Annotated in this window: 11 protein-coding genes; 7 read left to right on the top strand and 4 right to left on the bottom strand. The window is 67.4% G+C overall.

The window, feature by feature from the left end:
• Nucleotides 1–81 precede the first annotated feature (81 nt).
• From AC5P68_RS11140 to AC5P68_RS11125, 4 genes are all read left to right on the top strand, one after another.
• Entirely contained in the window at nucleotides 82–672 is a 591-nt protein-coding gene (locus AC5P68_RS11140) for a cysteine dioxygenase family protein (protein WP_005411799.1), read from the top strand.
• Between the two features lie 113 nt (nucleotides 673–785).
• Complete coding sequence (eda, locus tag AC5P68_RS11135; RefSeq protein ID WP_049402962.1) at nucleotides 786–1,424, top strand: bifunctional 4-hydroxy-2-oxoglutarate aldolase/2-dehydro-3-deoxy-phosphogluconate aldolase; 639 nt, start codon at nucleotides 786–788, stop codon at nucleotides 1,422–1,424.
• A gap of 96 nt (nucleotides 1,425–1,520) precedes the next feature.
• Entirely contained in the window at nucleotides 1,521–2,549 is a 1,029-nt protein-coding gene (gene adhP / locus AC5P68_RS11130) for an alcohol dehydrogenase AdhP (RefSeq protein WP_049402961.1), read from the top strand.
• Nucleotides 2,550–2,676: 127 nt separating this feature from the next.
• Entirely contained in the window at nucleotides 2,677–3,069 is a 393-nt protein-coding gene (locus AC5P68_RS11125) for a hypothetical protein (protein ID WP_414497992.1), read from the top strand.
• A 71-nt stretch (nucleotides 3,070–3,140) separates the two neighbouring features.
• On the opposite strand, the gene ligD is transcribed toward AC5P68_RS11125, so the two are convergent.
• The 3 genes from ligD to AC5P68_RS11110 all read right to left on the bottom strand — a co-directional run bounded on the left by ligD (nucleotide 3,141) and on the right by AC5P68_RS11110 (nucleotide 7,114).
• The gene (ligD, locus tag AC5P68_RS11120) at nucleotides 3,141–5,627 is read right to left on the bottom strand and encodes a DNA ligase D (RefSeq protein ID WP_414497993.1); all 2,487 of its coding nucleotides are present in this window, start codon (nucleotides 5,625–5,627) and stop codon (nucleotides 3,141–3,143) included.
• Between the two features lie 3 nt (nucleotides 5,628–5,630).
• Nucleotides 5,631–6,551 carry a non-homologous end joining protein Ku gene (ku, locus tag AC5P68_RS11115; RefSeq protein ID WP_414497994.1) on the bottom strand — a complete coding sequence of 307 codons (921 nt, stop codon included), beginning with the start codon at nucleotides 6,549–6,551 and terminating at the stop codon, nucleotides 5,631–5,633.
• 164 nt (nucleotides 6,552–6,715) lie between these two features.
• A complete protein-coding gene (locus AC5P68_RS11110) occupies nucleotides 6,716–7,114 on the bottom strand; it encodes a hypothetical protein (protein ID WP_014035432.1) in 399 nt (132 codons plus the stop codon).
• A 148-nt stretch (nucleotides 7,115–7,262) separates the two neighbouring features.
• Between AC5P68_RS11110 and AC5P68_RS11105 the strand changes: the two genes are divergently transcribed.
• Complete coding sequence (locus AC5P68_RS11105; protein ID WP_033833524.1) at nucleotides 7,263–7,607, top strand: hypothetical protein; 345 nt, start codon at nucleotides 7,263–7,265, stop codon at nucleotides 7,605–7,607.
• A 155-nt stretch (nucleotides 7,608–7,762) separates the two neighbouring features.
• On the opposite strand, the gene AC5P68_RS11100 is transcribed toward AC5P68_RS11105, so the two are convergent.
• Complete coding sequence (locus AC5P68_RS11100) at nucleotides 7,763–9,856, bottom strand: TonB-dependent receptor family protein (protein ID WP_231522477.1); 2,094 nt, start codon at nucleotides 9,854–9,856, stop codon at nucleotides 7,763–7,765.
• Between the two features lie 171 nt (nucleotides 9,857–10,027).
• On the opposite strand from AC5P68_RS11100, the gene AC5P68_RS11095 reads away from it, so the two are divergent.
• Together AC5P68_RS11095 and AC5P68_RS11090 are read left to right on the top strand one after the other, a co-directional pair.
• A complete protein-coding gene (locus tag AC5P68_RS11095; RefSeq protein ID WP_033833522.1) occupies nucleotides 10,028–11,230 on the top strand; it encodes an amino acid aminotransferase in 1,203 nt (400 codons plus the stop codon).
• 342 nt (nucleotides 11,231–11,572) lie between these two features.
• Entirely contained in the window at nucleotides 11,573–12,589 is a 1,017-nt protein-coding gene (locus AC5P68_RS11090; protein WP_049402951.1) for a class 1 fructose-bisphosphatase, read from the top strand.
• The last annotated feature ends 106 nt before the right edge of the window (nucleotides 12,590–12,695 follow it).

Here is a 12,695-nt window from a genome sequence, read left to right as displayed (position 1 = left end):
TCACGCGTGCTTGCCACGAATGCGGGTGCGACGCGCGCGAACACCAACATTCCCTTAACCATGCTCCGCTACAGTCGGGGCATGGACCTGCAGACCTCTCCGTTTCCGGCGTTCCGTGGCCGCGACCGGTTGATCGCCGCAGTCGACGCGGCGATGACCTCCGGTGATGCCGGGCGCATCACCGCCGACCTGCAGCTGGCGCTGCAGGAAGCCATCGCGGACAGCCGCATCGAGCTACCCGAATGCGTGCACCGTCCGGTCAGTGATCATTACGCGCGACGCCCGCTGTACCACAGCCAGGAACACGGCTACAGCGTGATTGCCATGAGCTGGGGCCCAGGGCAGGGCACGCCGCTGCACGACCACGATGCCATGTGGTGTGTGGAGGGCGTGTGGTTGGGGGAACTGGAGATCACCCGTTACGAACTGCTGGAATGCGCCGGCGAACGCTGGCGCTTCCGACGCCACGCCGCGCTGCGCGGCGGCTGCGGCAGCGCCGGCAGCCTCATTCCACCTCACGAATACCACACCCTGCGCAATGCCAGCGATGAAGCCCTGGCCATTTCGGTGCATGTATACGAAGCGCCGATGGAACGTTCGGCGGTGTTCGACCCGCTTGGGGGTGACTGGTACCAGCGCCGCATCCAGGCACTGCAGGCCGACGCAGTCTGAATCCGCCGCAGGGCAGGATACCAGCACCTTCGCAGCGTGCATGGCATCATGCGCCGCTGCGCTGCCGGACCCGGCGGCGATCCGCGATGCCCCATCGGGCAAGGAGCAAGACCATGTCCAGCGCTGATCCGCGCCTGCGCGCGCTGTTGAAGCTGGCACCGGTGATTCCGGTGTACACCCCCGAAGACGTGAATGAAGCCGTCGAGGTAGCCCAGGCACTGTTCCGCGGTGGCCTGCCGGTGATCGAGGTGACCCTGCGCACGCCGCAGGCGCTGGACGCCATCAAGGCGATGGTCGAGGCCGTGCCGGATGCGGTGATCGGCGCCGGTACCGTGCTCAATGCCGCACAGATGCAGGCGGCGAAGCAGGCCGGCGCGCGCTTCGCGGTGTCGCCCGGGGCTACACCGGCCCTGTATGCCGCCGCACGCGATGCCGACCTGCCATACCTGCCCGGTGCCGCCACCGCCTCGGACCTGATCCTGGGCCTGGAACACGGCAAGGACACCTTCAAGTTCTTCCCGGCCGTGCAGGCCGGCGGTGCCGCGCTGCTGGCGGCCTGGCACGGCCCGTTCGCCGACGTGCGCTTCTGCCCGACCGGCGGCATCAGCGCGCAGACCGCGCCGCAGTTCCTGCACCTGCCCAATGTGCTGTGCGTGGGCGGTTCGTGGCTGACCACCCCGGCGCTGCTGCAGACCCGTGACTGGGAGGCGATCGAGCGCCTGGCGCGCGAGGCATCGGTGCTGGCCAGCTGAACACGCTGCACGAATCTCCAAAGGTTTGATCGTGATCAAAGCGCCGGCCTCGAGCCGGCGTCATTCTGTGGGCAAGCGCACTGCGGAGATCCGAACATGCAATCCACCATGAAGGCCGCCGTCGTACGCGAGTTCGGCAAGCCACTGGTCATCGAGGAAGTCTCGGTACCGCGCCCGGGGGCGGGCGAGGTGCTGGTCAGGATCGAGGCCTGTGGCGTCTGCCACACCGACCTGCACGCCGCCGAGGGCGACTGGCCGGTGAAACCGAACCCGCCATTCATCCCCGGCCACGAGGGCGTGGGGCACGTCGTGGCCGTGGGAGGCGGGGTAGGGCACGTCAAGGAAGGCGACAGGGTCGGCATCCCCTGGTTGTACTCGGCGTGTGGCCATTGCGAACACTGCCTGGGCGGCTGGGAAACGCTGTGCGAAACGCAGCGCAATACCGGCTACTCGGTCAACGGCGGCTTCGCCGAGTACGCACTGGCCGATGCCAACTATGTCGGCCTGCTTCCGAAGGAAGTGGGCTTCGTCGAGATCGCGCCGGTGCTGTGCGCCGGCGTGACCGTCTACAAGGGCCTGAAGGTCACCGACACCAAGCCCGGTGACTGGGTGGCGATCTCCGGCATCGGCGGCCTGGGCCACATGGCGGTGCAGTACGCCCGCGCGATGGGCTTGAACGTGGCCGCGGTGGACGTGGACGACAGCAAGCTGGCGCTGGCGCGGCAGCTCGGTGCGCAGGTCACCGTCAACGCACGCACCACCGATCCGGCCACGTTCCTGAAGAAGGAAATCGGCGGCGCGCACGGCGCTCTGGTCACCGCAGTGTCGCCCAAGGCGTTCGAACAGGCTCTGGGCATGGTCCGCCGTGGCGGTACCGTTTCGCTCAACGGCCTGCCGCCCGGCAACTTCCCGCTGGATATCTTCGGCATGGTGCTCAACGGCATCACCGTGCGCGGCTCGATCGTCGGCACCCGGCTGGATCTGCAGGAATCGCTGCAGTTCGCCGCCGAAGGCAAGGTCGCGGCCACGGTCAGCACCGACCGCCTGGAAAACATCAACGATGTGTTCGCGCGGATGCACGCGGGCACCATCGAAGGCCGCGTGGTGATCGACTTCGCCGCCTGACCGCCTGTGCATGGCCGCCGCTGCTCCGTACCCCTCTCCCACGGGCACGGCGGCCATGCCGATCCATCGGTAGTGCCGGCCGCTGGCCGGCAACCCGGGCACTCCGTGGCAGCCGTACAATGCGCGCATGCCTGGCCTGCTCAAGACCCTGTTCCTGTCCATCGTCGCCCTGATCGGCGGCGTGCTGTCGCTTGCCCTGGTCAGCAGCGTCGCCAGCTGGCTGCCGCCGCTGCTGGGCCTGTCACCGGACAACAACAGCATGCAGCTGGGCTGGGATCTGGCCTTCAGCGTGCTCGGCGGCATCGCAGGCATCGCCTTCGCCACCTACTACGCGCCCTGCTGGCCGCGTTCGCACGGCTTCTCGATCTGGTCGCTGATCGCACTGGGCTGTGGCTACGCGATGTGGACGGCGGGTGCGGACTTCCCGTTCTGGTTCGTCATTTCGCTGTTGGCATCGCTGCCGTTGCAACTGCTGGTCGGTTGGTGGTTCGGGCGCCGCCCCTCGCGCGATCTGCGCTGAGCGCATGCAGGTAGTGCCGGCCGCGGGCCGGCAACTGCAGGATGGCCGAGGTTGCCGGCCCGCGGCCGGCACTACCGCTTCAGCGACGGCAGCCTCTGCTTCAACCGCGCGATGCCCTGCCATGGGTCACCCTTCAGCCGCTTGGCGCGCGCCAGCGCCTTGGCCATCGGAAACGCGTCGGCCGCGCTCACCCGGGCCAGTTCTTCCCAGCGCAGCGGCACCGCCACGCCGGCAGCATCTCGCGCGCGCAGCGACCATGAACACACGCTGGTGGCACCGCGTGTGTTGCGCAGCCAATCGATGAAGATCACGCCGCCGCGCTTGGCCTTGCTCATCGTCGTCACGTAGCGATCAGGCTGCTCCAGCGCCATTGCCTGCGCGAACGCCTCGCAGAACGCCTTGGCCTCGTCCCAGCCAGCCTTGGGCTGCAGCGGCACCACCACGTGCACGCCCTTGCCACCGGACAGCCGCACGAAGCTCTGCAGGCCCACCTCCTGCAGGCGGTCACGAACATCGCGCGCAGCGGCCTTCACCTGTGCCCAGCTCACCCCTTCACCTGGATCGAGATCGAACACCAGACGATCCGGGTGCTCGGGATCGGCCACGGTCGCGCCCCACGGATGCAGTTCCAGGGTGTTCATCTGCACCAGCTGCAGCAGGCCCCGCGCATCGTCGACGTAGACGTAATCCTCGCGGCCGCTCTTCTGCTGCAGGGGTACCGCATGTACCGCGTCCCCCAGGCCGGGGCCATGGTGCTTCTGGAAGAAGCAGGCCTTGCCCACGCCGTCCGGGCAGCGCAGCAGTGACAGCGGACGTCCGGCAATCTCGGGCAGGATCCAGCGCGCCATTCGCTGGTAGTAGTCGGCCACGTCACCCTTGCGCAGTTTCTGCCTTGGAAACACCACCCGCTCCGGATGAGTGATCTCGACCTCGCCTCCGGTCTCGGTATCTGCGGTGCTCATTCCCAGGTCCTCCTTCTGCTTGTCGCTGCGCAGTCGCTTGAAACTGGCCTGGCGCAGCAGGCCTTCCTTGCCCCAGCCACGGAAGGCCACCTCGGCAACCGCCACCGGCTTCACCCAGCGTACGCTGGCAGCGCGGAACGGCACATGCGCCGGCAGCTGCAGCACGGGCGTCTTCACTGCCAACGGCTGCAGTGCCTTGAGCAGCGTGCGCAGGCTTTCGTCGTCGAAGCCGGTGCCAACGCGGCCCACATAGCGCAATCCGCCCTTCTCCGGCGTCGCCAGCAGCAGCGAGCCGAACCCCACCCGGGAACCCTTGGGTGCCGTATAGCCGACGATCAGGAACTCGTCGGTTTCTTCGTGCTTCACCTTCACCCAGCTGCGCGCGCGGGTATTCACGTACGGGGCATCCACCTGCTTGCTGACGATGCCTTCGAATCCGGCCTTGCCACTGGCATCGAACACCTGCGGGCCATGGTCGATCACGTGCTCGCTGAAGGCCAGGGTGCCAGGCGCGGGTCCAATGAGCTCTTTCAGGAGTGCTTTGCGCTCCAGCAACGGCGCACGACTGATATCCGCTCCAGCCACGCCCGGAAGATCGAACACGATGTAGCGCAGCGGTTGCTTCGAATTGCCGTCGATCACCCGCTGCAACGCTGCGAAGTCACTGCGTCCTTCCTTGTCCAGCACCACTAGTTCGCCATCCAGGCGCGCATCGCGCACCGGCAGCGCCTGCACGGCCTGCACCACTTCGGGAAAATCATCGGTCCAATCCAGACCATTGCGGGAGCGCAGCTTGACTTCGCCATTGTGCAGATCAGCCAGCAGGCGATAACCATCCCACTTGATCTCGTGAAGCCAGCGGTCGCCGTCCGGCGCACTGTCACGATGATCGGTCAACTGCGGCTTGAAGGCGCGTGGGTAGGGTGCGTCACGTGCGCCGTGCAGTTTCAGCGCGCGTGCATGCCAGCGCGAATCGGCCTTGCGTGTGGTCGTGCGTGCGACGGGTGCAGCGCGCGCCGCCTTGTCCACGGAACGCTTCTTCGCCGCAGGTGCTCGTTTCGGCATCGGTGCCGTCAGCAGGTCATCCGCCTCCGCGTCGCGCGCTTCCCCGTCGCCGCGCTTGATCAGCAGCCACTGCACCTGGCGGCCTTTCATCGCGGTCCGCACCAGCTTCCAGCCACCGGCCAGGCGTTGCCCGTGCAGCACGAAGTCGATCTTGCCCGCCGCCAATGCCTGCAGTGGATCGCCTTCACAGGCCCAGGTGCCGTGGTCGAAGACATCCACGTGGCCCGCACCATAGTGGCCTTCAGGAATGTCTCCCTCGAAACCGGCGTAGGACAGCGGATGGTCTTCCACTTCCACGGCCAGCCGCTTTTCACCGACGCGCAGCGAAGGCCCCCTGGGCACCGCCCAGCTCTTCAGTACGCCGTCCATTTCCAGGCGGAAGTCGTAGTGACGCGAGCTGGCATGGTGCAGCTGGATGACAAAGGTCGGCCGCCGCTTCGGGTCACCGGGAGCACGCGTGTCGTCAGGTTCCGGCGTCTGCCCGGCGCCACCACCAAGCCGGCGTTTGCGCCGATACTGGTGCAACGACATGGCTCACCCCGCCTTGCGTCGGGGTGCGGTCTTCTTCGCAGCCTTCTTCGTTGTCTTCTTTGCGGCCTTCTTCACTGGCGACTTGGCGGCAGCTTTGGGCGTTGCGGCCTTCTTCGCTGGCGTTCGCTTGTTCGCATCCAGGCTCTTCCGCAGCAGCGCCATGAAGTCGACCACATTGGTACTGGCGTCCTCGCGCGGTGCCGGCTCATCGTCCACCCGCGTGGTGCCCCCCTTGGACTTGATGCGCTTGTTCAACACCTGCTGCAGGCGCTCGCGGAACTCATCGTGGTAGTGCGACGGGTCCCACTCACCGGACATCGACTCGATCAACTGCTCGGCCATCGCCGTTTCCTTGCTGGTGATGCGGTAGTCGGACAGTTTGCCGGTGGGCAGCGTGTAATCCTCGGGATCCACCAGTTCCTGTGGATAGCGCAGGATCATCAGCACCAGCGCGTCCTCATGCGGCATCACCGCGCACAGGTATTCGCGCGTGCGCACCACCACCCGCGCGATGCCCACCTTGCCGGTGCTGCGCAGCGTTTCGCGCAGCAGCACATAGCCCTTCTCAGCCTTCTTGCCGGGCACCAGCAGATACGGCTTCTCGTAATAGCGCGGGTCGATCTGGGCCGCATCCACGAACGATTCCACCTCCACCGTTTCGTGGCTTTCCGGCGCGGCCGAGCGGATATCACCTTCCTCCAGCACGACATAGCTGCCCTTGTCGTACTCATAGGCTTTGACGATGTCCTTCCAGGGCACTTCCTCGCCGGTGTCGGCGTTGACCCGTTCGAAACGGATCGGCTTGCGATCGCGGGAATCGAGCATGCGGAACTGCAGGTCGACCTTGCGTTCGCCGGACATCAGCGACACCGGCACGTTGAGCAGGCCAAACGACAGCGTGCCGGTCCAGATCGGGCGGGCCATGGGCGTACCTTTGGCGGGGCAGGGCGTCCAGCTTCGGATGGGCGGTGTAAACCACCCGTGTCGATACCGTGCACGCGGGTTCTACGCAGATGCGGTAGTGCCGGCCGCTGGCCGGCAGAGCTCGCGGCCTGGAGTTTCCTGGGGTTGCCGGTCAGCGGCCGGCACTACTGCAGCAACGGCCTCACCGCCGCGGCCGGAATATGGTCCAGCGCGCGCCAGGCGTCTTCCACCACCGGCCGCGCCTGCGACCAGCCCAACCGTGACTGTCCGCGCATCTGTTCCCAGTGCTCGGCCAGTTCCTCGCAGGTATCGGCGGCATCACCGCGTGGCCAATCGGCAGCATGCGTGGTCAACGCGAAGGCATACACCGGGCACAGGTCACGCCAGTTGCGGTGGCTCTGCCCGCGGCGTTCCTCATAGTCGCTGAGCATGTACTGCAGGTAGTCCTGCGCCACCGCCTGGGGGTCTTCGTGGCGACGCGTACGGCGCTGTGCGGTGCGCTGGCCGAGCGGATCGAGCAGGGCGTTGAACACGGACGGTGCGGGTCGTTCAAGACGGGGCATGGCCGGCTCCTGCAGCGGGGGCGGGTGGGCAGGAATACGCGCGGTGCCGTTACCGGGGGGTGAGCGAGATGTTCATGACGCCAGGTTCGCGGCAGCTTTACCTTGCCGGCGGTGTAGTAGGAGCCCCCCGAGCGCAGGTAGCCAGACCATGAGCCGAGAGACCTCCCGAGACCCGCTGCGGGAAAACCACCCGCCCATTCCCGGTGAACAGCGCGGCAAGCGCGATGCCGACAACGCCGACTACCGCGGCACCGGTGCGCCGTTCTTCGATGCTGCGCAGGGCGACGAACACCTGCCGGTGAAGCACGAGGCTGAACAGGCGGCCCAGGACCGCAAGGATGGCGGCGACCGCCATCGCGGTGGCCAGGAGAGCCCGCTCAAGCGCCGCGAGCGCAAGCAGCGCGCCAGCGACAACCAGGACGAGGCGCTGGAGGAGACCTTCCCGGCCAGCGACCCGACCTCGCCGTTCGTGCCAGCCAAGGCCCCCGACTGACCGGTAGTGCCGGCCGCTGGCCGGCAGCCTCCTGACGTCCTGCACGGCGCGATGCCGGCCAGGGCCCCCGCTTTACGGGTAGTGCCGGCCGCTGGCCGGCAACCTCCTGACGTCGTGCACGGCGCAATGCCGGCCAGCGGCCGGCACTACCCCTTTCAGCGCCACGACCATTGCAGGCCGACGTTGGCTCGCCGTCCCGGTCCCGGCTCGTAGAAGCGACCATTGCCGTCATTGACGATCACCGAGCCGATGTAGGCCTGGTCCAGCACGTTCTCCAGTCGGGCGAAGGCGCGCAGCTCGCCGCCCGGCAGCGTCCATCGACGGCCGGCTTCCAGGTGCAGCAGGGCGTAGCCCGGCGCGCGCTCGGTGGCCACGTCATTGACCACGGTATCGCTGCTGGCCATTGCCTCCAGCGCCCACTGCCAATCGGCAGGGCTCCACTGCAGCCGGGCGAAGGCCTGCTGGCGCGGCACGCCGGGCAGACGGCTGCCTGCAGCGACCAGGGTGTTCGAGGTCAGGTACGGCGAGCGCGCCTGCGCCTGCAGCCAGGTCCACGCCAGCTGCAGTTCCAGTTGCTCGGCCAGCGGCTGTCGGTACTGCAGCTCCAGCCCCTGGCGGCGGGTGCGGCCAATGTCGCGGTAGGTGCTGCGTCCGCCGATATTGCTGGCAACGGCCAGCTCATCGTCGGTATCTGCACGGAACAGGCTGATATCGATTTGGTTGCCATCCTGTGCGTGCCACTTGCTGCCAACCTCGATGGAGCGGCTGCGCGCGGCGGCCAGATCCAGTGCCAGCCCGGCTTGGCCGTCGGCGCGATAGCCCAGTTCGTTGAAGGTGGGGGTCTCGAAACCACGCCCCACGGCCGCGTGCAGCCGCCACTGCGGGCTGGCCTCGAAGCTGACGCCTGCCACCGGCGTGATCGCCTGGTAGCGGCGGTGGCCACTGTCGTCGGGGTTGGCGCCGACGATGTAGCGGTCATTCGATTCGAATCGCACGGCGCTGTGGCGCAGCCCGGCCAGCAGCGACCAACGCGGGCTCCATTGCCACCAGGCCTGGGCGAACTGATCCACGTTCTGCACGACGTCGATCTGGTCACGACGCAGCCGCCCACGCACGCCCAGGGCGCTGCCGATGAAGTTCTCGAAGCCGGTGCGGTGCTGGCGCTGGCGGTCGGCGCTGAGCCCGGCTACCAGGTCCAGCGGTCGCCCGGCCAGATCACCGTGCCAGCCCCAGCGCGCGTCCAGCCCGCCATAGCCGCCCTGCAGATCGATCACGCCGCCGGCATGCAGCGGGCTGTTGGTCTGGGGTGCCGGCGGAATCGGCAGGTACTGGCGTACCGCGCGCTGGCCGGCATAGCCCATCAATTGCCAGCGCTGCGCTCCCGTTTCACGGGTCCAGCGCAGGCCGGCCTGCTGCTGGCGCACGGTTTTGCGGGTGTTGTACTGGTGCGCGACTGCCGTGGCCTGGCGCGGATCAGCCGCCACCTGGGCACGGGTCAAGCCCAGCGGATCCTGCGCATCGGGGGCGTCAAGCGCATTGAGCAGCAGCTCCAACCGCCCACCGCCCAGCTCTCCACCGATGCGTGCGTTGAGCGATTCACGGCGCGCGCGGCTATGGTCCCGCCAGCCATCGGTGCGGAAGTGATTGGCGGCGATGTTGTAGTCCAGCACTTGACCGGCACCCTTCAGCTGCGCACCGACACTGAGCGTGTTGTCGGCGCCGGCATTCACGCGCAACCGCCACGGGTCAGCGGCCTGGCCCTGCGCGCTCCAGACCTGCAGCACGCCGCCGGAGGAATTGCCGTACAACGCCGAGAACGGCCCGCGCAGCACCTCGATGCGCTCGGCGCCCAACAGGCTGGCATGCGACAGCTGACCCTGGCCGTCCGGCATGGTCGCCGGCACCCCGTCGATCAGCACCCGCACCCCGCGCACGCCAAAGGTCGAGCGTGCGCCGAAGCCACGAATCGACAGCTGCGTGTCCTGGGCGAAGTTCTGCCGGTCACGTGCCAGCAGTCCGGGGACTCCGGCCAAGGCCTCAGACAGCTGCGCGCCGGTGCCCGCGCGGCTGGCGTCGATCCAGACCGTGTCCTGGCTGGCCGGCAGCGCGAACGGATCGATGCCCGGCACCCGGGCGGCCTGTACCTGCACCGCAGGCAGGGCGGTGGGCGCAGGCTCGGCCACGGCCGTCCAGGGCGACAGCAGCAGGGCGGACAGCGGCAGGCAACGGCGTCGTGCGGCGGGATTCATGATTCAGGTTGATGGATCGGGCGGCAACGCACGCCATGGTACGGGGCCGCAGATGACGATGGCGGCGGCCAGCCCCGGCAGGCTTTGTTACGATGGGCTGTTTCCGGCCGAAAAGCCGCGGACCGCGTAGCGCACTTCCTCCCCCTTTCCGTCTACCGAACGAGTACCGCCGTGTCCTTCTTTGCAAACGTGGAACTGGTCCCAGGCGACCCGATCTTGGGCCTGACCGAGGCGTACAACGCCGACAGCCGCCCGACCAAGGTCAACCTGGGTGTGGGCATCTACTACGACGAGAGCGGCCGCATTCCGCTGCTGCGCGCCGTCAAGCAGATCGAGCAGCAGCTCGCCGCCGAGGCCAAACCGCGCGGCTACCTGCCGATCGATGGCCTGCCGGCGTACACGCAGGCCACGCGTGAGCTGGTGTTCGGCAAGGACTCGCCGCTGCTGGCCGCCGGCCGCGTCACTACCGCACAGACCGTCGGCGGCAGCGGTGCGCTGCGCGTCGGCGCCGACGTGCTGAAGAAGCTGCTGCCGCACGCCACCGTTGCGCTGAGCAACCCGAGCTGGGAAAACCACCGTGCGGTGTTCAGCGCCGCCGGTTTCGACGTGCTGGATTACACCTACTTCGACCCGGCCACCCATGGCGTCGATTTCGACGGCATGCTGGCCGACCTGGGCAAGCTGGACGCCGGCACCGTGGTGCTGCTGCATGCCTGCTGCCACAACCCTACCGGTGCCGACCTCACGGTCACCCAGTGGAAGCAGGTCGCGCAGCTGCTGAAGGACAAGCAGCTGTTCCCCTTCATCGACATGGCCTACCAGGGCTTCGACAAGGGCATCGAGCAGGACGGCGCCGCCGTGCGCATCATCGCCGAAGCCGGCATCGACAGCTTCATCGTCGCCAACTCGTACTCCAAGTCGTTCTCGCTGTACGGCGAGCGCGTGGGTGCGCTTTCGATGGTGGCACCGACCGCCGCTGACGCCAAGGCGGTGCAGTCGCAGGTCAAGCGCGTCATCCGCACCATCTACTCCAGCCCGTCCACCCACGGTGCCGCGCTGGTGGCCGGCGTGCTGACCAACCCGGAACTGCGTGCGATGTGGGAGCAGGAGCTGACCGAGATGCGCGAGCGCATCCACGCCCTGCGCCAGGGCCTGGTCGAGAAGCTGGCTGCCGCTGGCGCGCCGCAGTTCGGTTTCATCAACGAACAGGCCGGCATGTTCTCCTACTCCGGCCTGAGCCGCGAGCAGGTCGAGCGTCTGCGCGACGAGTTCGGCATCTACGCCGTCGGCACCGGCCGCATCTGCGTGGCCGCGCTGAACCAGAACAACCTGGAGTACGTCGCCAAGGCCGTGGCCACCGTCGCCAAGGGCTGAAGCAACGCTCCAGTGGCTTGAAGACAAAGGCGCCGAAAGGCGCCTTTGTTTTTTGCTCTTGCTCTTGTCATTGCCATTCCCACCGCGCTCGCGGCGAACCAGGAAGCGCAGTGAGAGGGGCACCGTGGCCAGGACCGTGAGGCGCATGGATGCGCCGATCGAGCCCCCAGGGATGGGTTTACGGCGTGTCCTGGCCACGGTGCCCCTCTCGCTGCGCCTACATGAAGAGAGGGCGCCACGAGCGCAACGCATCTGGAAACGATTACGACTCCCCGCGCTCACGCACGCGCTGGCCGGAAGGGCGACAATAGGCGTTTTCCCGCTGCCGAGACCTGCCCGACCATGTCCCGTACTTCGTTGACCCGCTTCCTGATCCAGGAACAGCACGCCGGCCGCATCAATGCCGACCTGCGCCAGCTGATCGCGGTCGTCGCCCGCGCCTGCACCAGCATCTCCATCGCCGTCAGCAAGGGCGCCCTCGGTGGCGTGCTCGGCGACGCCGGTACCGGCAACGTGCAGGGCGAAGCGCAGAAGAAACTGGACGTCATCAGCAACGAGATTCTGCTCGAAGCCAATGCCTGGGGTGGCCACCTCGCGGCCTGCGCCTCGGAGGAAATGGACCACAGCCAGCCGGTACCGGACATCTACCCGCGCGGTGATTTCCTGCTGCTGTTCGATCCCCTCGATGGCAGCTCCAACATCGACGTCAACGTCTCCGTCGGCACCATCTTCTCGGTGCTGCGCTGCCCGACCAACGTGGAGCTGCCGGGCGATGACGCGTTCCTGCAGCCGGGCAGCAAGCAGATCGCCGCCGGCTACTGCATCTATGGGCCCAGCACCCAGCTGGTGCTGACCGTCGGCCACGGTACCCACGCTTTCACCCTGGACCGCGAGAAGGGCGAGTTCGTGCTGACCACCGAGAACATGCAGATTCCGGCGGCTACCCAGGAGTTCGCGATCAACATGTCCAACCAGCGCCACTGGGAAGCGCCGATGCAGGCCTATGTCGGTGATCTGCTGGCGGGCAAGGAAGGCACGCGCGGCAAGAACTTCAACATGCGCTGGATCGCCAGCATGGTCGCCGACGTGCACCGCATCCTGACCCGCGGCGGCATCTTCATCTACCCGTGGGACAAGAAGGATCCGTCCAAGGCCGGCAAGCTGCGCCTGATGTACGAGGCCAACCCGATGGGCCTGCTGGTCGAACAGGCCGGCGGCGCCGCCTGGACCGGCCGCGAGCGCATCCTCGACATCCAGCCCGACCAGCTGCACCAGCGCGTGCCGGTGTTCCTGGGTTCGCGCGAGGAAGTGGCCGAAGCCGTGCGCTACCACCACGCGCACGACGACGCGCAGGGCTGATTGGCGGTTGCCTGACCACGGTCATGGCAGATCGATGACCATGACCGTGGGGTGACACCGAGGGCGGCAAGCGGCACCATCAAGCCGTTGCCGCCTAAGGAATGCA

It is taken from the genome of Stenotrophomonas sp. YJH_SMC_58, assembly GCF_059369635.1.
This window is presented reverse-complemented; position numbering and strand designations above follow the sequence as displayed.